Origin of the sequence: Roseibium sp. MMSF_3247 (assembly GCF_030733765.1) — a bacterium.
Taxonomy (GTDB): Bacteria; Pseudomonadota; Alphaproteobacteria; order Rhizobiales; family Stappiaceae; genus Roseibium.
The window spans coordinates 1146022-1169122 of record NZ_JASHII010000001.1; the positions used below are offsets into that span (position 1 = coordinate 1146022).

General features: G+C 55.5%; 23 protein-coding genes. 17 read left to right on the top strand and 6 right to left on the bottom strand.

The genetic code is table 11. The features are described from left to right. Positions 1–121: 121 nt before the first annotated feature. The 6 genes from RBB44_RS05130 to RBB44_RS05155 all read left to right on the top strand — a co-directional run bounded on the left by RBB44_RS05130 (position 122) and on the right by RBB44_RS05155 (position 5807). On the top strand, positions 122–1294 hold the full coding sequence (locus RBB44_RS05130; protein ID WP_306149410.1) for a pyridoxal phosphate-dependent aminotransferase: 1173 nt from the start codon (positions 122–124) through the stop codon (positions 1292–1294). Between the two features lie 74 nt (positions 1295–1368). Continuing rightward, positions 1369–2523: a nitrogen regulation protein NR(II) gene (locus RBB44_RS05135; RefSeq protein ID WP_306149409.1), complete on the top strand. Its 1155-nt coding sequence runs from the start codon at positions 1369–1371 to the stop codon at positions 2521–2523. Between the two features lie 38 nt (positions 2524–2561). Beyond that, a complete protein-coding gene (locus tag RBB44_RS05140) occupies positions 2562–3173 on the top strand; it encodes a response regulator transcription factor (protein ID WP_133947866.1) in 612 nt (203 codons plus the stop codon). Positions 3174–3306: 133 nt separating this feature from the next. Beyond that, complete coding sequence (locus RBB44_RS05145) at positions 3307–3648, top strand: response regulator (RefSeq protein WP_209177115.1); 342 nt, start codon at positions 3307–3309, stop codon at positions 3646–3648. A gap of 221 nt (positions 3649–3869) precedes the next feature. Next, positions 3870–4583, top strand: a complete 714-nt coding sequence (locus RBB44_RS05150) for a Crp/Fnr family transcriptional regulator (protein ID WP_306149408.1) — start codon at positions 3870–3872, stop codon at positions 4581–4583. Between the two features lie 135 nt (positions 4584–4718). Further along, positions 4719–5807, top strand: coding sequence for a MerR family transcriptional regulator (locus RBB44_RS05155; RefSeq protein WP_306149407.1), 1089 nt, complete (start codon positions 4719–4721; stop codon positions 5805–5807). Positions 5808–5869: 62 nt separating this feature from the next. Here RBB44_RS05155 and hemN read toward each other — a convergent pair whose 3' ends face one another. Next, positions 5870–7246, bottom strand: coding sequence for an oxygen-independent coproporphyrinogen III oxidase (gene hemN, locus RBB44_RS05160; RefSeq protein WP_306149406.1), 1377 nt, complete (start codon positions 7244–7246; stop codon positions 5870–5872). 258 nt (positions 7247–7504) lie between these two features. On the opposite strand from hemN, the gene RBB44_RS05165 reads away from it, so the two are divergent. The 9 genes from RBB44_RS05165 (at position 7505) to ccoS (ending at position 17069) form a co-directional block, all read left to right on the top strand. Continuing rightward, complete coding sequence (locus tag RBB44_RS05165) at positions 7505–8608, top strand: AbrB family transcriptional regulator (protein WP_306149405.1); 1104 nt, start codon at positions 7505–7507, stop codon at positions 8606–8608. Positions 8609–8812: 204 nt separating this feature from the next. Next, positions 8813–10468: a cytochrome-c oxidase, cbb3-type subunit I gene (gene ccoN / locus RBB44_RS05170; protein WP_306149404.1), complete on the top strand. Its 1656-nt coding sequence runs from the start codon at positions 8813–8815 to the stop codon at positions 10466–10468. Between the two features lie 14 nt (positions 10469–10482). Continuing rightward, entirely contained in the window at positions 10483–11217 is a 735-nt protein-coding gene (ccoO, locus tag RBB44_RS05175; RefSeq protein ID WP_133947855.1) for a cytochrome-c oxidase, cbb3-type subunit II, read from the top strand. Positions 11218–11222: 5 nt separating this feature from the next. Further along, positions 11223–11378 (top strand): cbb3-type cytochrome c oxidase subunit 3, encoded by a 156-nt coding sequence (locus tag RBB44_RS05180; RefSeq protein WP_133947853.1) that lies wholly within the window; start codon positions 11223–11225, stop codon positions 11376–11378. A 3-nt stretch (positions 11379–11381) separates the two neighbouring features. After that, positions 11382–12260, top strand: coding sequence for a cytochrome-c oxidase, cbb3-type subunit III (gene ccoP, locus RBB44_RS05185; protein ID WP_133947851.1), 879 nt, complete (start codon positions 11382–11384; stop codon positions 12258–12260). A gap of 264 nt (positions 12261–12524) precedes the next feature. Continuing rightward, positions 12525–13988, top strand: a complete 1464-nt coding sequence (gene ccoG, locus RBB44_RS05190; RefSeq protein ID WP_209002271.1) for a cytochrome c oxidase accessory protein CcoG — start codon at positions 12525–12527, stop codon at positions 13986–13988. A 139-nt stretch (positions 13989–14127) separates the two neighbouring features. Further along, a complete protein-coding gene (locus tag RBB44_RS05195; RefSeq protein WP_306149403.1) occupies positions 14128–14640 on the top strand; it encodes a FixH family protein in 513 nt (170 codons plus the stop codon). A 10-nt stretch (positions 14641–14650) separates the two neighbouring features. Beyond that, positions 14651–16903: a heavy metal translocating P-type ATPase gene (locus RBB44_RS05200; RefSeq protein ID WP_306149402.1), complete on the top strand. Its 2253-nt coding sequence runs from the start codon at positions 14651–14653 to the stop codon at positions 16901–16903. Between the two features lies 1 nt (position 16904). Then, entirely contained in the window at positions 16905–17069 is a 165-nt protein-coding gene (ccoS, locus tag RBB44_RS05205) for a cbb3-type cytochrome oxidase assembly protein CcoS (protein WP_008193235.1), read from the top strand. A 31-nt stretch (positions 17070–17100) separates the two neighbouring features. On the opposite strand, the gene RBB44_RS05210 is transcribed toward ccoS, so the two are convergent. Beyond that, positions 17101–17265: a hypothetical protein gene (locus RBB44_RS05210; RefSeq protein WP_306149401.1), complete on the bottom strand. Its 165-nt coding sequence runs from the start codon at positions 17263–17265 to the stop codon at positions 17101–17103. Between the two features lie 298 nt (positions 17266–17563). On the opposite strand from RBB44_RS05210, the gene RBB44_RS05215 reads away from it, so the two are divergent. Both RBB44_RS05215 and aroQ read left to right on the top strand, forming a co-directional pair. Next, complete coding sequence (locus tag RBB44_RS05215; RefSeq protein WP_306149400.1) at positions 17564–18100, top strand: response regulator; 537 nt, start codon at positions 17564–17566, stop codon at positions 18098–18100. 433 nt (positions 18101–18533) lie between these two features. Further along, a complete protein-coding gene (gene aroQ / locus RBB44_RS05220; RefSeq protein WP_306149399.1) occupies positions 18534–18977 on the top strand; it encodes a type II 3-dehydroquinate dehydratase in 444 nt (147 codons plus the stop codon). A gap of 33 nt (positions 18978–19010) precedes the next feature. Here the strand turns inward: aroQ and RBB44_RS05225 are convergent, their stop codons facing one another. The 4 genes from RBB44_RS05225 to urtD all read right to left on the bottom strand — a co-directional run bounded on the left by RBB44_RS05225 (position 19011) and on the right by urtD (position 23099). Further along, on the bottom strand, positions 19011–19832 hold the full coding sequence (locus tag RBB44_RS05225; RefSeq protein WP_306149398.1) for a sugar transferase: 822 nt from the start codon (positions 19830–19832) through the stop codon (positions 19011–19013). A 272-nt stretch (positions 19833–20104) separates the two neighbouring features. Next, a complete protein-coding gene (locus RBB44_RS05230; protein ID WP_306149397.1) occupies positions 20105–21412 on the bottom strand; it encodes a UDP-glucose/GDP-mannose dehydrogenase family protein in 1308 nt (435 codons plus the stop codon). A gap of 241 nt (positions 21413–21653) precedes the next feature. Continuing rightward, on the bottom strand, positions 21654–22349 hold the full coding sequence (urtE, locus tag RBB44_RS05235) for an urea ABC transporter ATP-binding subunit UrtE (protein ID WP_209172983.1): 696 nt from the start codon (positions 22347–22349) through the stop codon (positions 21654–21656). Positions 22350–22352: 3 nt separating this feature from the next. After that, complete coding sequence (gene urtD / locus RBB44_RS05240) at positions 22353–23099, bottom strand: urea ABC transporter ATP-binding protein UrtD (protein WP_133947833.1); 747 nt, start codon at positions 23097–23099, stop codon at positions 22353–22355. Positions 23100–23101 lie beyond the last annotated feature (2 nt).

Genomic DNA, 23101 nt, shown 5'->3' on the forward strand with positions numbered 1-23101 from the left:
ACACTCTAGGCAGTCCCGCTATTGATCAGCACCTGTGAAGCAGAGTTCAAATTGTTTCATGAAAACATCGGAAGAATTGCAGGTATGTTGACGGCGGATAGGGCTACTAAGGACCACACATTTGGCTGCGCTGATTGATACATTGAGCCACGAGGCACGCATGGCGCCGGAGAGCGGCATCGTTGAAGTCTTCAATGCCGGACAAGGACGTGATGACGTAATTCCTTTGTGGGCGGGGGAAGGGGATCTGCCGACACCCCAGTTCATCTGTGATGCTGCGAAGCAGTCCCTCGACAACGGTGAAACCTTCTACACCTACCAGCGCGGCATTCCGGAACTGAGGTCCGCGCTGGCCGGATATCATCAAAGAGTTTTCGGCAAGGCCTTTGCACCTGATAGGTTTTTTGTCACCGGTTCCGGCATGCAATCCATTCAACTCGCCATCCAGGCTATTGCATCCTCCGGCGAAGAAGTGTTGGTGCCAACACCAACATGGCCAAACATCGAGGCAGCTCTTGGGATCAGAGGCGTAAAACCGGTCTCAGTCCCAATGCGCGAAGTGCTCGAAGGATGGGAATTGGACGTGGATGATCTGGAGGCTTCGATTACGCCAAAGACCGCTGCGATATTCCTTAATTCCCCCAGCAATCCAACAGGGTGGGTCGCGTCAGAAGAGGTGTTGAGACAAGTGCTTAGTCTTGCCCGTGAGCGCGGACTTTGGATCATAGCGGATGAGATCTACGCACTGTTCTATTATGGCGAGGCAAACCGCGCCCCGTCCTTTTACGACATTGCGGAAGAGGATGATCAGATCATCTATGTGAACTCCATGTCCAAGAACTGGGCAATGACGGGATGGCGTATTGGCTGGATTTCGGCACCAGAGGCGCTGGGCCAAGTCTTGGAGAACCTCATTCAATACTCAACGTCCGGCGTCCCGATGTTCAGTCAACGTGCGGCTGTCTCAGCTTTGAATGACGGCCATACGTTTCTCGAGCAGCAAGTTGCGCTTGCCAAAGAAGGGCGGGACTGCGTGGTTCAGGGGCTTGGGGCTTTGAACCGCGTCCGGATCGCGGCCCCTCAAGGCGCGTTTTATTTATTCTTTTCCATCGACGGTGTTGAAGATACCCGCAAGTTTGCAATGGATTGTGTCCGCGAGACCGGTGTGGGTCTTGCACCTGGAACAGCGTTCGGAAACGGCGGAGAAAACTACATTCGCTTGTGCTTTGCGCGCCAGCGCGCCCATTTGGAAGAAGCTATCCAAAGAATTAGCGTTTGGTTGCCAGAGATTTAGAACAAAGACGGGTTGCTGGAGTACGTGAAAATCCGTAAGTCTTGATGGAAGGGCGAGTTCCATCGGGGTGCGGCATGGCGGATGACAGTGTGATTGAAAGCGGAGAAGTTGCCGCGACGATCTCTGACGCCCGTTTGGACAGTGTCTTTAACACCGCTGTTGACGGCATCATCGTCATCAACGCGAAATGCCAAATCTTGGCATTCAACAAGGCCTGTGAGAAACTCTTCGGGTATTCAGCAACAGATCTGCTTGGCGAGAATGTCAATCGGATCATGCCGACCGACTATGCGCACCATCACGATTCTTACGTTCAAAACTATCTGGATACGGGTCACAAGAAGATCATTGGCATCGGCCGGGAGGTCAAAGGCCAACATAAGGACGGGACGGTTTTCCCGTTGGAACTGTCGGTTGGCGAGGCGGCGACGTCTGAAGGCCGCCAGTTCATCGGCATCTTGCGGGACTTAAGGCCGCGCAAGCAGATCGAAGAGCGTTTGAGCAAAGCGCAGTCCCAACTGTTGCACATGACGCGGTTAAGTGCGCTCGACGAGATGGGTGCTGCCATTGCTCATGAATTAAACCAGCCGCTCACAGCCATTCTGCTCTATCTGCAGTCCGTGTCCCGCAAAGCCTCCGCCGACGAACGTCTGACACCGGTTATGTTGGACGTCATCTCAAAGGCGGTGAAGGAAGCTGAGCGTGCCAGCGAAATTATTCAACGCATGCGCCAACTGGTGGAGCGCAAGGATCCGGAGCGCAAAGAAGTCAACGTCGATGAGTTGGTTGCCACCTGTCTGGAAATGGCAGATCTGGGTGCAATCGACGAACCGTCCATCATGGTCGCCAAGGTTGATAAGAACCTCCCCCCCTTGATGGCCGACCCGGTGCAAATTCGGCAAATTCTGATCAACCTTCTTCGCAACGCTCGAGAAGCCGTCGCCGGCCAGGTGGAAAGAAAAGTGACTTTGGCGGTTTGCCTTGGCGAAGATTCGCTTGAGTTTCGCGTTCAAGACAACGGACCGGGTGTTTCTGACGAAGTCGCAGACAGTCTTTTCAGGGCGTTCAGCGGCGCAAAGCACAAGGGCGTCGGCTTGGGGTTGGCAATTTCCAGATCAATCGCGCAAAATCACGGCGGTGACTTGCGCCTCGAACAATCAGCACCGGGTGCAGGTGCGTCGTTTCTTCTGACGCTGCCCGTCACAATTGAAGAAACCGGGACGGAATGAACGCGGACGGTCCCGGCTCAGGACAAGGAAGTAAATCGATGAAAGCGAACGCTGATGCCATCTATATCGTAGACGATGATGCCGCTGTGCGTGACGCCCTATCCGTTTTGTTCAATATGGAGGGCTTTATCGTTGAAACCTTTACTGATGGAGACGCGTTCGTGCAGTCGGCCAGCAAAGCCGTTCCTGCCTGTATCATGCTGGATGTTCATATGCCGGGGCGGTCCGGTATCGAAGTATTGAAGGCGCTTAACGCGGAAAACTATCCCGCGCCGATCTTTATCATCTCCGGCCAGGGGGATATTCCGTTGGCGGTGGAGGCCATTCGCAACGGCGCGCACGACTTCATTGAAAAGCCTTTCTCAGCCGAGTCGGTTCTGGAGCGTGTCCGCGAAGGCATAAACGCCATGAAGCAGCGCCAGTCTTCCGACGGCGGGATGCAGTTTGAGGGCGTAGACCTTCTGACCCGCCGGGAGCTGGAAGTGCTGAAAGAGATCACCGATGGCGCCTCCAACAAGGAAGCTGGCCGGACACTCGGTATCAGCCCGCGCACGGTCGAAGTTCACCGCGCTCGAATCATGGAAAAGCTCGGGGCCCGCAATGCGGCCGAGTTGGTCCGTATTGTCCTCGGCCACGGTGCGTCAGGATGACAAAAGCGCTTGAAGGCCCCATCAGATAAGTAATCACGCGAAAACGTAGTACTGCGTACATCTGATACGGTTTTTTTAGCGTAATTTCTCCGAAGGTTTGGCAAAACCGACCAAACCGTGAGGACATTGCCGAGTGATTGTTCACATTGTCGAAGACGATCGGGCGGTTGCCGACGCACTTTATATAGTGCTTGGTGAGCTGGGTTATCTTCCGACCGTTTACAGTGATGGTGAAACTTTTCTGGCCGAAGCGACCGTTTCGGCCAACGATATCGTCTTGCTTGACCTCGGACTTCCGGGAATGAGCGGTGTGGATGTTGCCCATCAACTGAATTCCCGGGCGAGCGCTCCCCGCATCATCGCGATCTCCGGCAAGACCCGCGCCGGCTTGAACAGACATCTCAGGGATTTGCCCGATATGCCGCTGTTGAGAAAGCCGCTGTCGATGGAGGCTTTGGCAGAGGCTGTGGCATAATCTCCTGCGTCCGAATATCTCATATGTAGTTCTTCTTACGCAGACACCCTAATTTCTCCTGCAACATCTGATAGATACAGTTTCTCCTGCGGTTGGCAGAACGTCGGACGGGACGTTTTGCAGCAACAGTCGAACCACGGCCTCTCATAAGAGCGGTCGCCAATTCAACAGTTGCCATGACCGGACTACGCCGCACAGGTCTGTGCGCAGGAGGGATTTAAATGGCTTACTATGAAGCAGATACTTTCGGGCATGTGGTTGGAACCGGTCGTCCGGTTGCCGAGATGTGTGCATCCAAAGAGACTTCTTTTGAACATTTTGGGGCCAAGCAGGCCCACTACGATACCCACGCTGTGATCTACTACGAGGGGGATCCGGCGAAGCGGCTCTATGAGTTGGCGAGCGGTACGGTGATGCTTTACAAGCTGCTGCCGGACGGACGCCGTCAGGTTGTTGAAGTTTTGCGCCCGGGCGATCTGTTTGGACTGTCTGGAGCTGAAGAGAACGATTGCACCGCGGAAACACTGACGGATGCGAAGGTCAATGAGATCGATCTGCGCCACGTTGAGATATCGGCGGATTTGCAGCGGCATCTGACCAAGTGCCTGACCAAGCAAATGCGCGTGCTTCATGAACATGCTGTCCTGCTTGGCCGGAAATCCGCCGTTGAGCGTGTCGCTAGCTTTCTGATGCATCTGGTGCCGAACCGCGGCGGCCTCGGTTGCACCGGTCCGGTAGACGAGAGCGAGGACGGTTACGACCTCCAGCTCCACATGACGCGGCAGGAAATCGCAGATTACCTTGGACTGACCATTGAAACCGTCAGCCGTGTGGTCTCGGATATGAAGCGCCGCGGGATCATCCGTGTGGACCGCTCTGACAAAATCCACCTCAATAAGGTCTGCGGCCTGTGCCAAATGACAGGCATGCACTGAACACAGTGCGCTAGTCCAATTAAACAGCCGCGGATTCGTCTGCGGCTTTTTCTTTTATGATTGGTGAAATAAGCGCATTTTGCCCCTTGAGCCGGACCTATGGTCATACCTTAGAGCGACGCTCAGGAGGTTCTCATGGACAAGAAAATCCAGAACGACGTTCTTTTGACAGCTGCCGAATGCGCTGCAAGGACCGGGCTGTCGGTTAAGACGCTCCGGGTCTATGAAGCTCAGGGGCTGATAATGCCCAAGCGCACGGAGAAGAACTGGCGACTTTACGGCACCAACGAGATTGTTCGATTGAATGAGGTCATTATCCTCAAGCAGTTGGGTCTCAGTCTTTCCAAGATCAGCGAGCTCCTCTCCGGCCAGCCGGCGAATTTGGAACGGCTTCTGGAAATCCAGGCCACAACCCTGCGAACCCGCAGTGCGCAGATCGAAACCAGCCTGCGGCTAATCGGGCAATTGCAGCTCAAAGCCAAGAACGGCCTGTCCATGGAGGATCTCCTTTCGCTCGCAAAGGAGACCCATATGCATGAAGCAACAGACGATATCGCATGGCGCCGGTATGAGCAGGCACGTCCGCGGACCCAGGTTGAAATCGACCCAAGGAGTTTGAAGGATTATGTCGGCGACTACAGATTTGAAGACGGGCTGACTGGCAAAGTAAGGGCGGACAATGGGAAGTTGTTCGGTGGGCTCTTGGGGCAGCCTGAGTTCGAATTATTCGCCGAGGCGCCGGACAAATTCTTCCTGAAGATCACGCCTGCTCAGGTGACGTTTGATCGGGACGAGACGGGTCTTGTCCAGAGTTTGACGCTTCATCAGGAAGGGTTTGAACTCAAGGCAAGCCGATGTGAACCCGGTACCTATCAAAAAGCTGAAGACGCCCTGCAGGATCGGGTCAAGGCCAACGAACCATATCCTGGAAGTGCCGACCAGCTGCGAACCGTCATTGCCGAGTGTGCTGCTGGAACAGTCAACTATGATGACTATATACCGCAGCTCGCCAGCGTTATTCGCGAGCAACTCCAAATGGTTGGGCAGGAGCTGGAACGTCTGGGACCGCTCAAATCCCTTGATTTCCGGGGCGTGGGTGCCGGTGGCTATGACCTCTATACCGTCGACTTTGACAATGGACGGCTGGAATGGGGGCTTTCCAAAGCAGCAGATGGCCGTTTGAACGGGCTCTTCATGCGCCCCGCACCCTGTGACATCGTCTAGAAACAGAGCGGATCGCCGGTTTCTTTCGGCGATCCGCTTGGTTGTTGTGTGGTTGATTGGCCTTAGACAGCCGCAGAATGCCGGGCCTTCCCCGCCGCCTGGCTGTCGGCCAGATAAGCGTCAAACGCTGCGGCAGCGAGGCGCACATACGGGCGGCCTTCATCTGTTACCCGAACCACGGTGCTGTTGTTTTGCTTGCGGTTGATCTGCACAAGACCGTCAGCGGCAAGTTCATCAAGAGCGTCCATGGAGGATTGCAGATGATGAATGCCGGTATGATAAGCTGAACACACCTCATCGAGGTCGCAGGAGTAGTTGGTCATAAGTTCTTCAATGATGCGGCCACGCAGCCTGTCATCAATGGACAACGGTAACCCTTTGGAAACCGGCAATTTACCGGCTTCAATGCTGCGTTGCCAGTTGCCGACATCCGGCAGGTTTTGAACGAATCCCTTGCTGAGCTTGCCAATCGAGGAAACGCCGAAGCCGATCAGTTGTTCTCCCTGGTCGGTCGTATAACCCTGGAAGTTGCGTTTGAGCGAGCCATCGTTGAGCGCAACGGCCATGCTGTCGTCCGGTCGTGCAAAGTGATCAAGGCCGATCGCCACATAGCCCGCCTTCAGCAACTCGCTGCGCGCAAGGTCCGCCATGGCCAGCCTTTCTGCGGCAGAGGGCAGGGAGGTCTCGTCAATCAACCGCTGATGCTTCCGCATCCAGGGAACATGCGCATAGCCGAACAGTGCAATCCGGCCAGGATTCAAAAACAGGGTCTTTTCAACGGTGTCCAGAATGGACTGTTCCGATTGACCCGGCAGTCCGTACATCAGATCGAAATTCAGCGCATCAAGTCCGGCCTTGCGCAAGTACCCGGTCGTCTGCTCAACCACTTCATAAGGCTGGACACGGCCAATTGCCTTTTGAACGTCCGGATCGAAATCCTGAACTCCAAGGCTTGCCCGGTTGATGCCGACCTGAACCAGCGTGTCCGCCAGTTCCTGTGTCACAAGGCGCGGGTCAAGTTCGATCGCGTGCTCCAGATCCGGGTCGAAATCGAACAGAACCCGCATTAGTCCGGTGAGTTCCACTAGGCTCTGCCGCGGTAGCAAGCTTGGCGTACCGCCCCCCCAATGAATGTGTTTGACGGGGCCAGCTTTTTGCAGGTGAGCCGCAGTCAACTCAAGTTCCCTGCACATTTTGTGTGCATAAGCCTTCAGCGGCGCGTCCTTGCGCGTTGCCTTGGTATGGCACCCGCAATAGTGGCAGATCTCCCGGCAATAGGGGACATGCAGATAAAGAGATAACGTGTCCTGCGGACCTATTGATTGCAGCCAATCAACATAAACATCTGCCGATACCCCATCATGGAAATGAGGGGCGGTCGGATAGCTGGTGTAGCGCGGTACATTGCGCATGGCATAGGAGAGCGTTTTCGTCATCATGAGCCAACTATTGGCCGCAGGTCCGCGTGCCGCCTTGATATCGCTCAACCAGCTCGGACGATTTTAGTTATTTCGGGCCGCAATCGAACAGAAGTTACGCTTGGGGCTGACGAATGCTCCGTTATGATTGAAGATACATCGTCTTTGACGATCAGAATATATCAAAAAATGATTATATTGATCAATGTGATCAATCATGATTCAGCTGAACGTTGAGGCTATAAGGTGTCACCCCAAGACAACTAGGTGACGTAGAATATGAACGAACTCCGGTTTGAGACACTCTGGAAGTTTCCGGCGACGCTGGCGATTGCCGTGGCGGGCGGGGCTGTGTTTCATCTTGCCGGTTTGCCGGCGGCATGGTTGTCCGGGGCCATGATTCTCGTTGCCGCAGCGACCCTGGCGGGCGTCCCGACTGTGATGCCGAACAAATTCCGCGACGGCCTGTTTGTTCTTCTTGGCATTTCCATGGGGGCAGGCGTCCAGCCGGAAGTTGTCGAACGGGTATCCGAGTGGCCGCTGTCCATGGCGATGCTATTGCTCGTTGTCGTTGGGGTGACCATCGCTGGATACTGCGTTTTGAGATACGCGGCCCATTGGCAGAAGGAGACGGCATTTTTTGGCGCAATCCCTGGCACTCTGGCTTATGTTATCGCGCTTGCGTCTGAAAGGCGCGCAGATCTTCCCAGAATTGCCTCCACGCAATCGGTCCGGCTGTTCTTCCTGATTGCACTTCTGCCATTTGCAGTCGTTTCTACAACGGACACCGATGCCAGTGTCACGGTCAGCCGGTATGCGTCCGATCTGTGGGATTACGCCATCGGGGTGCCGCTCTGCATTCTGGGCAGTCTTCTTGCCGTAAAAGTGCGGTTTCCAGGTGGATGGATGACAGGTGCCTTTTTCACAAGTGCCGCTCTGAACGCGTCCGGTGCCATTCATCTTGTATTGCCGGAAAGTATCGTCCTCACTTGTATGGTCGCAATGGGAGCTGTGATTGGTTGCCGGTTTAATGAGATGACCTTTCGCGAATTTGTAAGCGTCTTGAGCGCTTCGGTTGCGGCATTTGCTGCGGCTTTTTCCGTTTCCGTTGCAGGGGCAGGATTTGTCTCGTGGATGATCGACATCCCCTTTGGGCAGGCGCTTCTGGCTTTTGCGCCGGGCGGACTTGAGGTCATGACCTTGATGGCGTTTGTGCTCGATCTTGATCCGGCGTTCGTTGCGGCTCACCAGATTGTTCGCTTCACCGGAATGGTCCTGCTTTTGCCCGCAATCACATTGATCACCATCGGCAGGGCACCCCAGTCATCCGGCACCGCAGGACACGTCTCCACGATCCCAACGTCTGACAAACCAATGACCTGATTTCTCAACACCGTCATGTCTTGAAGAGGGAGCCTGGCGTCTCCTGAAAGCCACCTTTCTCGTACCTGCGATAATCTGTCCCAAGCTTCACCGGGGGTGGGTTTCTGATTCTTGACATGAATCAACGCATCCATTCCGGAACCGTGCGCACTGTCTTGCCATCGTTGGCACCTTGTAACGATTTTAAAGACTGGGGCGCTAAATATGGCACAACAAAAGACCGGATTGGTCTCGCTCGAGGAAGGCGGCTTCGCCATCTTCCTTGTGCTACTTGCATTTGCCTGCCTTATCGTGGCGGGCAAGACCTTTGATCAGGTCATGGCATTTCACGCAAGCGTCGGCGCATTGTTCGCCGCACTCGGCGTGTTCTACATCTTCAAGAATTACTTCGATGACGGCGGGCAAGCGATCCCGCAGGAACTCGATGGTAAACCCAACTACAACATTGGCCCCATCAAGTTTGGCGCGATCGCGGCCATGTTCTGGGGCATCGCCGGCTTCACTGTCGGTCTTGTGATCGCGCTTCAGTTGGCTTGGCCTGCGCTGAACTTTGATCTGCCTTGGACCAACTTCGGCCGCCTGCGCCCCTTGCACACCTCCGCGGTGATTTTTGCATTTGGCGGCAACGTTCTTCTGGCAACATCGATGTATGTCGTGCAGCGGACCTGCCGCGCGCGGATGCCAGGCAAGATCCTGCCCTGGTTCGTAATCCTGGGCTACAACGCCTTTATCGTCATTGCTGGAACCGGTTACTTGCTGGGTGCCACTCAGGGCAAGGAATATGCCGAGCCGGAATGGTACGCTGACCTTTGGCTGACCATCGTTTGGGTGTTCTACCTGCTCCTCTTCCTTGGAACCCTGTGGAAGCGGAAAGAGCCGCACATCTATGTCGCGAACTGGTTCTATCTTGCGTTCATCGTGACCATCGCGGTGCTGCACATCACCAACAACCTGACCATTCCTGTGTCGATCTATTCGACCCAGTCCGTGATCGTCTGGGCCGGTGTCCAAGATGCGATGGTTCAGTGGTGGTATGGCCACAACGCGGTGGGCTTCTTCCTGACAGCTGGCTTCCTCGCCATCATGTACTACTTCATCCCGAAGCGGGCTGAACGGCCGGTCTATTCCTACCGACTGTCGATCGTTCACTTCTGGGCGCTGATCTTCATCTACATCTGGGCTGGCCCGCACCACTTGCACTACACGGCTCTGCCGCAATGGGCATCAACACTTGGTGCGACCTTCTCCATCATCCTGTGGATGCCGTCCTGGGGTGGCATGATCAACGGCCTGATGACCTTGTCGGGTGCATGGGACAAGCTGCGGACCGATCCGGTTCTGCGCATGATGGTGGTTTCCGTTGCCTTCTACGGCATGTCCACCTTCGAAGGGCCTTTGATGTCCCTGCGGGCTGTCAACTCCCTGTCGCACTACACCGACTGGACGATTGGTCACGTTCACTCCGGTGCGCTTGGCTGGGTTGGCTACATCTCCTTCGGCGCGATCTACTGCCTCGTTCCGTGGCTGTGGAACAAGAAGGGCCTGTATTCCCTGAAACTGGTGAACTGGCACTTCTGGCTGTCGACGCTCGGTATCGTTCTCTACATCACCGCGATGTGGGTGTCCGGCATCATGCAAGGCCTGATGTGGCGCGCATACGACAGCCTCGGCTTCCTGGAGTACTCCTTCGTGGAAACCGTTGAAGCGATGCATCCCTTCTACATCATCCGTGCTCTCGGCGGTGCGCTCTTCGTGGTCGGCGCCCTGATCATGGCCTACAATCTCTGGATGACTGTCCGTCACGGCGAGGCTGAAGAAGCCGACGCTCTACCGGCAGGCTCCCTGGCTGCGGCCGAATAAGGGGAGGGACAAAAATGTCTGCATGGAAAAAACACGAAATATTTGAGAAGAACTCGATCATCCTTGTGATCGGTATTCTCGTGGCCATCTCAGTCGGTGGCCTGGTTGAGATCGCTCCGCTCTTCTATTTGAAGAGCACGATCGAGAAGACGGAAGGAATGCGGCCTTATACGCCGCTGGAGCTCGCAGGCCGCGAGATCTACATCCGGGAGGGGTGCTATACGTGCCACTCCCAGATGATCCGTCCGATGCGCGATGAGTTGGAGCGCTACGGCCACTTCTCACTGGCAGCGGAGTCGATGTACGACCATCCGTTCCAGTGGGGTTCGAAACGGACCGGTCCGGACCTTGCCCGTGTTGGCGGCAAGTACTCCGATGACTGGCACGTTGAGCACTTGATCGATCCGCGCTCGCTTGTTCCGGCCTCGATCATGCCTGGCTATCCGTTCCTTGCCGAGACCGAGCTGTTCACTCGTGACATTCAGGGCCACGTCAGCGCCAATATGGTGGTGGGTGTTCCCTATACGGATGCGCAACTCGAGTTCGCTGTCGCCGATGCCATCGGTCAGGCGTCTCCGGACACCGACGGGGCTTATGACTTCGAAGAGCGTTGGCCAAATTCGGCGGTTCGCGACTTCGACGGCAACCCGCGTAAGGTCACCGAGATGGATGCGCTCGTCGCCTATCTCCAGGTGCTCGGAACCATGGTCGACTTCTCGATCTACGACAACAAAGCCAACCTGAGGTAAGTGCGATGAACGAGACATACTCTGCCCTCGCGGCCTTCGCGCAAACCGGTGGCCTTATCTACTTCATGATCCTGTTTGGCATCGTTCTGGCCTACGCCTTGTGGCCGAAGAACCGTGAAAAGTTCGATGATGCCGCCCAGATCCCGTTTCGGGAGGACTGATCCATGTCTGATACACATCCAAAGGAAGTCGACCAGGTATCCGGGGTCGAAACCACAGGCCATGAGTGGGATGGCCTGAAGGAACTAAACAATCCGTTGCCGAAATGGTGGCTGTATCTATTCTACGTCACCATTGTCTGGGCTGTGATTTATTGGGTGCTTTACCCATCATGGCCGCTGATTTCCAGCTACACCACCGGTGTTCTGGGATCCAGCCAGCGGGCTGAAGCCCTTGCAGCCCTTGAAGAAGGCGTTGCCGGTCGCTCCCAGTTCGCTGATCAGATCGTTGCGACACCGTTGGCGGATATCTCCAACGATCAGCAACTCCTGCAATTTGCGATGGCCAATGGCCGGGCTGCATTCGGCGACAACTGTGCACCATGTCACGGGGCAGGTGGAACCGGATTTGAAGGCTACCCGAACCTTCAGGACGACACCTGGATCTGGGGCGGTACGCTGGATGACATCCATACCACGCTGCTTCACGGCATTCGTGTCGACAATGACAACGCACGCTTTGGCGAGATGCCGGCTTATGGTCGCGATGAACTCTTGAGCAAAGAGGAAATCAGCCAGGTCGCCAACTACGTCGCCTCCCGCACAGGGTTGGAAACCGATGAGGGTGTCGATCTCGCAGCGGGTGAAACCCTCTACGTAGACAACTGCGCAGCGTGTCACGGTGACAACCTGGAAGGTATTCAGGATGTCGGCGCACCAAGCCTGATGTCGGCGAACTACCTCTATGGCAAGTCGCTGGACGCTATCAAGGCTCAGATCACCAACCCGCGCAATGGCGTCATGCCCGCCTGGGAAGATCGTCTTGATCCGGCAACGATCAAGTCGCTGACAGTTTATGTCCATGCCTTCGGTGGCGGCCAGTAAACTGTTCAAAATGGTGCGACAAAAGCGCCAGACTTGGCTTTGATTTGATCCGGCGCAAAGAGGATATCTTTGCGCCGGATTATCTTATGCGCATGGTGGAACTCCACCAGATCAGCGGCAGGTCAACCGGGCCCGGTTGTGCCGCCAAAGCTGATCGTTTTTGAAGCTAAAGAGCATCTTTTTGCGTTCACCTGAACAAACGATGCTCTGGGCATTTGGTTGAAGATCCTATTGGGGCAGGATCGGGCAAAGAGGACGGACGGTATGTCTACCGACACCGAAACGCACGAGGGCGGCCACGACGACGAGTGGTTTGCGTCTGCCAAGAAAATTTATCCCATGGCAACCCATGGTCTGTTCCGGCGGATCAAATGGGCGCTGCTATTTATTACCCTGGGCATCTACTATTTCCTGCCCTTCATAAGATACGACCGCGGCCCGAATGCACCGAACCAGGCTGTGCTCGTGGATATGGACAATGCCCGTGGTTACTTCTTCTTTATCGAAATCTGGCCGCAGGAAGTCTATTACCTGACCGGCCTGTTGATCATTGCGGCTGTGACCCTTTTTCTCATGAACGCAGTCGCTGGCCGTATTTGGTGCGGATACCTGTGTCCGCAAACTGTTTGGACTGACCTGTTCCTCTGGGTAGAGCGCAAGGTTGAGGGCGACCGCCGCGAGCGGATTGCGCTCGACAAGGAGCCTTGGTCCGCCTCGAAGGTTGGCAAACGGGCAACAAAACACTTCTTCTGGCTGATGATCGCCTGGTGGACGGGCGGCGCTTGGGTGCTTTATTTCAACGACGCGCCGACATTGGTTTGGCAGCTGCTGACGTTCCAGGCTCCGATGGTTGCCTATATGTGGATCGGCATCTTGACCGCGACCACATATCTGCTGGCCGGTTTTATGCGCGAACAGGTGTGTATTTATATGTGCCCTTGGCCGCGGATTCAGGCGGCCCTGACCGACGAAAAAGCGCTCAATGTGACCTATCGCTGGGATCGCGGCGAGCCGCGCGGGTCACTCAAGCATAACAAGGAACTCGAAGCGCAGGGCCTCCCGGCAGGTGACTGCATCGACTGTTACCAGTGCTTCCAGGTTTGTCCGACCGGCGTTGATATTCGCAAAGGTCCCCAGCTCGATTGCATTCAATGCGGCCTGTGCATTGATGCCTGCGACAACATCATGACGAAGGTTGGTAAGCCCACCGGCCTCATTGCCTATGATACCGACGAAAACATTGAACGCCGGATCGAGGGCAAGGAACCGGTCTATGAGATCGTCCGGGTTCGGACTGTCATTTATGCGGCTGTCATTGCTGTAGTCGGCATCATCATGCTGGCAGCGCTTTTGACCCGTGACTTTGCCGACATCAGCGTTCTGCATGACCGGAACCCAGTTTATGTGGAACAGTCCGACGGCTCGGTCCGCAACGGCTACACCGTGCGTCTGTCCAACAAACGTCGCCATGACCGGCACTTCATGCTGCACGTCGAAGGCATGCCACCGAACACACAGGTCGAAGCCGTTGGTGTGACTGAGACCTTTGCTGGTCGGCCGATCATCCAAGTTGGACCAGACACGACACGGGAAATCCGCGTTCTGGTGACCTCACCACCTTGGGAAAAGATGCCGCACTCAACTCCGGTGACGTTCCGGATCACCGAAAGTGTGATGGGGGAAGTCATTACCGCGAAGGACACATTCAAGGCGCCGGATCCGGACTAAGCCGGAGCTCTGGACGCTGAGAGACAACCAAACACCTCGCCCTTTTGGCGAGCTCCTGAAAGGGGCGGGGTGAAGTTCAGACAAACGCTCTTTTGCTGAAGAGGGGCCTTCAGCAAAAGACCACGCCGAGGAGACGGATATGGCGATGGCTGAGACAAACGGAAGAGATCCTAAAGCAATCACTGGCAAGACGGTCCTGCTGTGGCTGGTCGGGTTCTTCGGTGTAATCTTCCTGACCAACGGGATCTTTCTTTACTACGCGCTCGGGACCTTTCCGGGTGTCGCCGTAGAGAGTTCTTATGAAGCCGGTCAGGCCTACAATAAGGAAATTGCAGCAGCGAAAGCACAGGAGCAACTGAACTGGACCATCTCCAGCGAGTTGACGCGTCAGGCCGATGGTAGTGGCAAGCTCCTGGTCCTTGCGAAGGATGCCGCAGATGCACCGCTTTACGGGATCAATGTCGAGGCGACCCTGAAGCACCCGGCACAGGTCAATGCCGACATCGCTTTGATCCTGACAGCGGACGGCGGCGGCCGGTATATCTCTGAAGTTGACGCATTGCCGGCCGGAAACTGGACACTGCATCTTGAAGTAACCGAGAACGGCGAACGCAAGTTCAAGTCCGAAAATCGCATATTCATCAAGGAATGAGGCGGCAGAAGTGACGGTTCATCAGCGCGATTGGCAGGCTTTTGTAGTTCCAGCAGATGACGGCGCGGTTCATATGGACCTGGCCGTTGACGGCATCACCTGTGCGGCATGTATGGGCGAAATCGAGCGCGGACTTAAGCGGCTCCCGGGCATCCGCAAGGCCCGGGTCAATCTGACATCTCAGCGGCTGGCGGTTGACTGGGTCGAAGACCAGACCGGAGCTGATGAAATCGTTGCTGAACTGGAACGGTTGGGGTATGCGGCTCACCCGTTTGATCCGGCAAGTCAAAAAGAACGGCAGGACAAGACCGGCAAGCAATTGCTGCGCTGTCTGGCGGTATCCGGCTTTGCTGGCATGAACATCATGCTGTTGTCCGTTTCCGTTTGGTCCGGGAACGCCAGCGATATCACGCCGGAAACCCGGGACTTTTTTCACTGGCTCTCTGCTCTGATCGCCTTGCCGACCGTTGCCTATTCCGGTCAGCCGTTTGTCAAAAGCGCGTTCCGTGCGTTGTCTGCCGGCCGTCTGAATATGGACGTGCCGATTGTCATTGGTGTTGGTTTGGCCGTGGCGCTGTCGGTCGTCCAAACCATCCAGCATCATCACCATGCCTATTTTGAATCGGCTGTGATGCTGCTCTTTTTCCTGCTTGTCGGGCGGTATCTTGACCACAACATGCGCGGCCGCACGCGCTCGTTTGCCGAAAATATTGCAGCTTTGAAAGCCGAGGTGGCGGCGAGGATCAACCCGGATGGGTCGGTTCGAGAAGTTCCCTTGTCCAAGATTGCGGCTGGAGACCTTGTACTGGTCGCAGGCGGTGAGCGCGTGCCGGTGGACGGCGTGGTCTCAAGCGGCATTTCCGAAATCGACCAAAGCCTTGTGACAGGAGAGAGCGTTCTTGTCCCCGTCAAGCCGGGCCAGCGGGTTTATGCCGGCACTCTCAACGGGGCCGGGGCGTTGCAGATCCGCGTAGAAGCGACCTCAGGCGCGACGCTTCTCGATGAAGTCAACCGGTTGCTTGAGACGGCGTCACAAGCCAAATCGAAATATGTCCGCATTGCCGACCGCGCTGCCCAGCTTTACGCGCCGCTCGTTCATGGAGCCGCTGGCCTCACCTTCCTGGGCTGGCTTTTGGCGGGCATGGAGTGGCAGCCGGCACTTGTGATCGCCATCTCGGTCCTGATCATTACCTGTCCATGTGCGCTTGGATTGGCGGTTCCTGCTGTCCAGGTCGTTGCGTCGGGACAATTGTTCAAGTCCGGTGTCTTGCTGAATTCCGCTGACGCGATTGAACGTATGGCAGACATCGACACCATCCTCTTCGACAAAACCGGAACGCTGACCCTGGCTGAACCGGAACTGGTTGGAGAGATTGACCGGCAAGATCCCGTGCTGGCGTTGGCTGGCCAGTTGGCATTGGCAAGCCGCCATCCCCTGTCGATGGCCCTGGTGAAGGCCACAGGCGCGCTTGTCCCGCTTGCCGATGTACAGGAAGTGTCAGGTGCAGGCCTTGAAACCCATGTCGATGGGCAGCGGTTGCGGCTTGGAAGTCCGTTGTTCTGTGGTGCAACGACAGAAGCAATTGAAGAACGTCTGTTGGCAGTGCCAGGGGCGTCGTTGCTGGCTATTCAGTATGGCGAAGAGCCCGTACGCTTGTTGGCAGTTCGCCAGAAGCTCCGCTCCGATGCGCGAGATGTCGTCGATCAATTGAAAGCGCAGGGGTATGCTCTTGAGATTGTGTCAGGTGATACGCAGCCTTCTGTGGCAGAGTGTGCCGAAGCACTTGGAATTGAGAATTGGCAAGCCGCGATGACGCCTTCTGCGAAAATCGCCCGTCTGGAAGCCCTGCAGACTGATGGCCGGAAAGTGCTGATGGTCGGTGACGGATTGAACGATGCGCCAGCGCTCGCCGGAGCGCATGTGTCGTTGTCTCCTGTCTCCGCTGTTCATCTTAGTCAGGCGGCAGCTGACGCCGTCTTTCTCGGCAAGAAACTCCAGCCGGTTTTTGACGCGCTACGGCTTTCCATACGAGCGCGGCGCGCAATTGAACAAAACCTCTGGATTTCGACCGTTTATAATATCATCGCGGTGCCAATCGCGGTTGCCGGATACGTGACGCCCTTGATGGCGGCCGTCGCCATGTCCGCTTCGTCATTGGCGGTGACAGCCAATGCGCTGCGTTTGAAATGGGGCAACCGGGTTGCAGCTGATGTTGAGGCCACGGCCGCCTTCGGCCCGGCAGCAAGCACCAAGGGAGAGTGAAATGGATGTCTTGATTTTTCTAATCCCGATTGCCCTCGTGCTCGGCGGCGTGGGCCTCGTGGCTTTTCTCTGGTCCTTAAAAACCGGGCAATATGATGATCTGGAAGGGGCCAAATGGCGCATTCTGGACGACGATGATCTCCCTGAGCGCAAAAACACTCAGTGACCTGTGCAAGGGGGCTCCCGTACCGGCTATGTCAGGAAAGAATGTTCGATAGGACCATGCCGGTCGCAACGATCAGCAGCCCTATTCCGGAAAGCAGAAGCATATTCGGGCGATACGCCCCGCTCACGTTTGATTGTAAATGATGCTCTTTGGAGCCAGGTGCGCTGTCCGGAGCATTGTTTTCATCTTCGGTCATATATCGAACGATCACCCATAATCCTGTTTGTCTGTTTCCAGCGGGCAGACAGCCCATATTCTTGGGACCAGTCATCTGGAGAATGGCGCTGCAGTTTGAAGGTCCTGTTAATCGGAAGGCCGCAAAAGTCTTAATTCTTCGCAACTTTACTAAAACGTAAGGGCAGGGATTACTAATTAACCAGTTCTCCAATAAGATGGCTTAGCTTTACAACTTGAGAGCATGTTCAATGCCGGAACGCGACTAACGCATTGTTCAGAAATTCATGTCAGAGAAGACATGAACTTAGGAGGATTGGGTGAGCCTGGATCTGGCCTCGTTGACGTTTTTGCTGGTGGAAGACAGCGCGTATATGCGGACCATTCTGCGCACGATGCTGCAGGGGTTCGGAGCGCGGCGGATTGTCGAAGCCGAAGATGGCGCATCCGGGTTGGAGGCGATGGACCGTGCTAACCCGGATATCTTGATCCTTGATTGGGTCATGCCGATCCTTGATGGCGCGGACATGGTTCGGATGATCCGCAGCCCAAACAATCCTTTTGCCTACATTCCGATCATCATGGTGACCGCTCATACGGAACGCAGCCGTATTGTCGAAGCACGGCGGCTTGGTGTTCACGAACTCCTCTCCAAACCGATTTCCGCCAAGGCGCTTTATCAGCGCGTGTCGAGTGTGATCGTTCAGCCACGCGACTTCATCAAGACCGCGACCTATTTTGGCCCGGCCCCGCGCGAGATCCGCAATCGTCAGAAAATCTGGCAGGGTGGTTCTGGGGAACAGCCAGGTGGCGACCAAGGAAACGGTGGCGACGGCGCAGTCACAGCTATCGGTTAGGTCTGGTTAGACCCCGCTAGGCGGCTGACTGTTTCGAATCTGCAGTATTCTCTGCGCCTAACCCATCTGTCTGGCTCAGTGAGGCGCTAGCGTCAGAGAACTGCGCCAGTAGATCCAAATCAACAGTGTAATTGTCGAGCAGGAATTGTGAAAGAACATCTATAGGGAGATGTTGATACCCTTCGACAGCTTCATTGAGAGCTTCTAATGTGTCTAGTCTTTCACGAATTTTTATCATGACATCCCAAGTCAATCACGAATCATGACCTTTGTTATGATGTAGGGTTAATAATAGGTAATTGTCTGGAGGGCAACAGCTGTCCGGCAAATAAGCTGCAATTGAAAAACCAATTATATTTTGTTCACACCAATGCGCACTTATTGCTAAACAAAACGCACCTTAGGTCTACAGGTGACAACAAAGGATCTCGCAATGGCTGCCGTCGTTTACGTTTTGAATGGCCCGAACCTCAATCTTCTGGGCAAGCGGCAGCCAGAGATTTACGGAGCGCAAACCCTGGCCGATGTTGAAGAGTTGTGCCGGTCCACCGCGGAGCGCTTGGGCATGACCGCCGATTGCCGGCAAAGCAACGCGGAACATGAACTCATCGACTGGATTCAGGAGGCGCGGGAAACAGCCGCCGCGATCGTTATCAATCCCGCGGCTTACTCGCACACATCTGTCGCCATTCTAGATGCCCTGAACGCTTGTGAGTTTCCGGTTATCGAGGTCCATATCTCCAACATTCACAAGCGTGAAGAGTTTCGTCATCACTCCTACGTTTCAAGCCGCGCAGATGCAGTCATCGCTGGCTGTGGTGTTCAGGGCTATGAGCTTGCACTTACCCGTGCCGCCAGCTTGGTGCGCGGTGGCTAGAAGCTCAAGTTAGCATCGGGAGTTGTGGGCCGTTTAGGCGCCGCTTCCTTTCAGGAACTCGCGGGCGACCGTGCGAGCCACGATTTTGGCGTCAAGCCACAGGCTCACATTCTCAATGTATGCAAGATCATACTCGAGCCGCATACGCGCCAGGTCCGCATCGGACGCATCTCCGCGATACCCGTTGACTTGTGCAAGGCCGGTGATGCCTGGCAGCACCTGAAGCCGGTCATAGTAGCGATAGTCGAGGCACTCGTAGGGAACTCCGCCTGCCTGCATGCCGGGGACATAAGGCCGTGGGCCCACAAGCGACATTTGCCCGCGCAACACGTTCCAAAGCTGAGGCAGTTCGTCAAAGCTGCTCTGGCGCAGGAAACGTCCGATCCATGTAACGCGCTGATCGCCCACAATGGTGTGCTGCAAGCCCGTATGGTCGCATTGATCGACGAACATCGTCCGGTACTTGAGAATGGAAAACGGTTGTCCGTTAATCCCAAGACGGGTCTGCCGGAAGAACACCGGTCCACGGCTGGTCAGTTTGATCGTTAGCGCAATGCCTGCCAGGAGAGGAAACAAAAACACGAGGCCGGCGAGCGCGCCCGTGACATCGAAGACCCGTTTCAATGCGCGCTGCAAGGGCTTCGCTTCGTAGACTGGGCGCTTTACCTCTGCGTAAGGCGAGGCGGCTTTCCGCAGCTGGCGGGCAGTCAGTATCCGTTGTGCCGCCCCGCCGCGAATTTTCTGCATACGGCCTGAACTGGTGCCTCTGAACAAGCCGGAAGACGGCGTCGCAAAGCCAAAGCGATAAAGCTTTCGCGCTTCTTTCCTCTCGTCTGTCAGCGTCTCATCTGCCATGCGCCCAAAACACCCGTCGTCCGCTCAGTCCTACCTAACTTTGCGGACCATAAATCAGAACATTTTCAGGTTCCAATTAAATATTAGTAAAGTGTTAACGCTGTGATCCAGATCACGAAGTGCATGAGATAAAATACTTATTTGCGCTGACCGAGAAAATGGCGTCCGGATTTTTCCTTACAAGAGCGTTGCGAAGGAGAAAAAGGCAAACCCGAAAAACGGGCGAAAAACACCCCAAACGCACAGGTTTGCAACCTTAATACAACCATGTGTCAGTAGGAGCGGCCAACGCTCGTATAGTCGAAACCAGCTTCTGCCATGTACGCAGGTGTGTAGATGTTCCGGAGATCTGCAACCTTTGGGGTTTTGACCAGCGATTTCACGCGCTCCAGATCCAGCGCCCGGAATTGGTCCCACTCCGTCACGATCACGATTGCATCAGAACCTTCGATCGCGTGGTAAGGACCGTCACAGAACATGACGTCCTGCATAAGTTTGGCGGCCTCTTCCATGCTCGCCGGGTCAAAGGCGCGAATCTTGGCACCGGCTGCTTGCAGTTTCTGAACGATGTCGATACTTGGCGCTTCGCGCATGTCATCGGTGTTCGGTTTAAAGGCGAGGCCGAGCAGGGCGATTGTTTTGCCGTCGACATCCCCACCCATGAAATCAATGACCTTGTCGGCCATTTTCTTCTTCCGCGCAGCGTTCACTTCGATCACCGAATCGACGATTTTCAGCCCGGAGTCCGCGTCGGCTGCGATCTTGGATAGAGCAAGCGTATCTTTCGGGAAGCAGGAGCCGCCGTAGCCAGGCCCCGCGTGCAAGAACTTGGAGCCAATCCGGTTGTCCAGACCAATGCCGCGGGAGACTTCCTGAACATTGCCGCCGACCTTCTCGCAAAGATCAGCAATTTCGTTGATGAAGGTGATCTTTACGGCAAGGAAGGCGTTGGCAGCGTATTTGATGAGCTCGGACGTGCGGCGCTTGGTGACCAGGATCGGCGTCTCGTTGAGATAGAGCGGCCGGTAGAGCTCCCGCATGACATCCACAGCCTTGGCATTGTCTGTGCCAACAACAACGCGGTCTGGACGTTTGAAATCTTCGATGGCAGCACCTTCCCGCAAGAATTCCGGGTTTGAGACGACTGCAAAGTCTGCATCCGGGCGAGTCTTGTGGATAATCGCTTCCACTTCGTCCCCAGTGCCGACCGGAACGGTCGACTTCGTCACCACAACGGTGAACCCGTCAATGAGCGTGGCGATTTCTTCGGCCGCTGCGTACACATATGTCAGGTCAGCATGTCCGTCGCCCCGGCGGGTTGGAGTTCCGACCGCGATGAAAACGGCGTCAGCGCCTTTGACAGCTTCTTCTGCATCGGTCGAAAAAAACAGCCGCTCTTCGGAAACGTTCTTGGCGACCAGTTCTTGCAAGCCAGGCTCGTAGATCGGGATCTCGCCCTTGTTCAGGGCATCGATCTTGGTGGCGTCCTTGTCGATACAGGTTACAATGTGGCCGAAGTCGGCAAAACAGGTTCCAGATACCAGACCGACATACCCGGTCCCAATCATCGCAACGCGCATCGTCTATCCCAGTTTTTCCAGACAGGATCGTAATCCCGTCAAAGGCGCGGCTAGGGCACGGAATACCCTTAGCCGAAGAAGAAAACTCAGCGCGTTGGTACTGGCTTTCTGACTGGTGTCAATCCACGAAGGGCTGCACGGGAACCAATTGCGCCAAGTTGCGGCCCTTATGCAGCAGTTTTCGGCACACTATTATGACGGCAATGTTTCTTGCCTTGGTTTTCCAGGCGAGTTTTGACCATCAGACAGTCAGATAACGCCTGACGTCCGCCTCAGACATGTCGGCGCCACGTCCGGACAAAACCACTTCGCCGCGGTCCATAACCGCGTAATCATCTGCAAGATCCCGGGCGAACTCGAAATACTGTTCAACCAGGACAATCGCCATTGTCCCTTGATCCCGAAGCCAGGAGATGGCCCGGCCAATGTCCTTGATGATCGAAGGCTGAATTCCTTCGGTTGGTTCATCAAGAACCAGCAGTTTTGGGCGCGTCACCAAGGCTCTGGCGATCGCAAGCTGCTGCTGTTGCCCGCCGGATAGATCGCCGCCACGGCGATGCAGCATGTCCTTCAACACGGGAAAAAGCTCGAAGATCGTATCCGGGATAAACCGTTCCTTGCGCGGGATCGGCGCATAACCGGTTTCCAGGTTCTCCTTGACTGACAAAAGCGGAAACACTTCGCGCCCTTGTGGAACAATGGCGATGCCCTTCTTGGCCCGTGCATGCGGGGGCAGGTTGGAAATGTCCTCACCGTTCCAAATGATATGCCCGGAACTGATGGGTTGCTGGCCGGCGACTGCGCGCAACGTCGACGTCTTGCCGACACCGTTACGGCCCATAAGACAGGTCACTTTGCCAGTTTCAGCACTCAAAGAGACACCTTTCAGTGCTTGAGCGGCGCCATAGTGGAGATTTATGTTTTCGACTTTGAGCATGTCTCACCGCCCCAGATAGACTTCAACAACCCGCTCGTCGGCGGAGACGTGATCAAGAGATCCCTCGGCCAGAACAGATCCTTCGTGCAGGACCGTGACTTTCACACCGAGGGAGCGGACAAAATCCATGTCGTGTTCGACAACAACGACGGAGTGGTCCTTGGCGATCTCTTTCAGGAGTTCGGCTGTTTCCGCCGTTTCCGCGTCGGTCATACCGGCGGCAGGCTCATCCACGAGCAAGAGTTTTGGATCCTGGGCCAGCAGCATCCCGATTTCCAGCCATTGTTTCTGGCCGTGGGAGAGATTTGCCGCCAGCTCATCGCGTTTTTCGCCGAGGCGGATCAGCTCAAGCAGCTCTTCAATCCGCTTTTTTTCTGCGCCTGTAATGACGTGAAACAGGGTTGCGAACGGTCCCCGGGGTGCTTTGAGCGACAATTCGAGATTGTCCCAGACCGTATGGCTTTCGAACACGGTCGGCTTTTGAAACTTGCGGCCAATGCCAAGCTCGGCGATGGAGGCCTCGTCTTCTCCAGTCAGGTCGATGACACCGTTGAAGAAGACCTCTCCCGTATCAGGCCGGGTTTTGCCGGTAATGATATCCATCATCGTGGTTTTGCCGGCACCATTTGGACCAATGATCGCCCGCATTTCTCCCGGGTCGATGGTCAGCGAGAGGTCGTTGATCGCCTTGAAGCCATCAAAGGAGACTGACACACCGTCCAGATAAAGCTGGCTTGTTGATCTGGCCATGA

Coding starts and splice junctions, on each gene's coding strand:
- RBB44_RS05135 (WP_306149409.1), top strand. CDS start 1,369: ATGGCGGATGACAGTGTGATTGAAAGCGGAGAAGTTGCCGCGACGATC.
- RBB44_RS05140 (WP_133947866.1), top strand. CDS start 2,562: ATGAAAGCGAACGCTGATGCCATCTATATCGTAGACGATGATGCCGCT.
- RBB44_RS05150 (WP_306149408.1), top strand. CDS start 3,870: ATGGCTTACTATGAAGCAGATACTTTCGGGCATGTGGTTGGAACCGGT.
- RBB44_RS05155 (WP_306149407.1), top strand. CDS start 4,719: ATGGACAAGAAAATCCAGAACGACGTTCTTTTGACAGCTGCCGAATGC.
- hemN (WP_306149406.1), bottom strand. CDS start 7,246: ATGATGACGAAAACGCTCTCCTATGCCATGCGCAATGTACCGCGCTAC.
- RBB44_RS05165 (WP_306149405.1), top strand. CDS start 7,505: ATGAACGAACTCCGGTTTGAGACACTCTGGAAGTTTCCGGCGACGCTG.
- ccoN (WP_306149404.1), top strand. CDS start 8,813: ATGGCACAACAAAAGACCGGATTGGTCTCGCTCGAGGAAGGCGGCTTC.
- ccoO (WP_133947855.1), top strand. CDS start 10,483: ATGTCTGCATGGAAAAAACACGAAATATTTGAGAAGAACTCGATCATC.
- RBB44_RS05180 (WP_133947853.1), top strand. CDS start 11,223: ATGAACGAGACATACTCTGCCCTCGCGGCCTTCGCGCAAACCGGTGGC.
- ccoP (WP_133947851.1), top strand. CDS start 11,382: ATGTCTGATACACATCCAAAGGAAGTCGACCAGGTATCCGGGGTCGAA.
- ccoG (WP_209002271.1), top strand. CDS start 12,525: ATGTCTACCGACACCGAAACGCACGAGGGCGGCCACGACGACGAGTGG.
- RBB44_RS05195 (WP_306149403.1), top strand. CDS start 14,128: ATGGCGATGGCTGAGACAAACGGAAGAGATCCTAAAGCAATCACTGGC.
- ccoS (WP_008193235.1), top strand. CDS start 16,905: ATGGATGTCTTGATTTTTCTAATCCCGATTGCCCTCGTGCTCGGCGGC.
- RBB44_RS05210 (WP_306149401.1), bottom strand. CDS start 17,265: ATGACCGAAGATGAAAACAATGCTCCGGACAGCGCACCTGGCTCCAAA.
- aroQ (WP_306149399.1), top strand. CDS start 18,534: ATGGCTGCCGTCGTTTACGTTTTGAATGGCCCGAACCTCAATCTTCTG.
- RBB44_RS05225 (WP_306149398.1), bottom strand. CDS start 19,832: ATGGCAGATGAGACGCTGACAGACGAGAGGAAAGAAGCGCGAAAGCTT.
- RBB44_RS05230 (WP_306149397.1), bottom strand. CDS start 21,412: ATGCGCGTTGCGATGATTGGGACCGGGTATGTCGGTCTGGTATCTGGA.
- urtE (WP_209172983.1), bottom strand. CDS start 22,349: ATGCTCAAAGTCGAAAACATAAATCTCCACTATGGCGCCGCTCAAGCA.
- urtD (WP_133947833.1), bottom strand. CDS start 23,099: ATGGCCAGATCAACAAGCCAGCTTTATCTGGACGGTGTGTCAGTCTCC.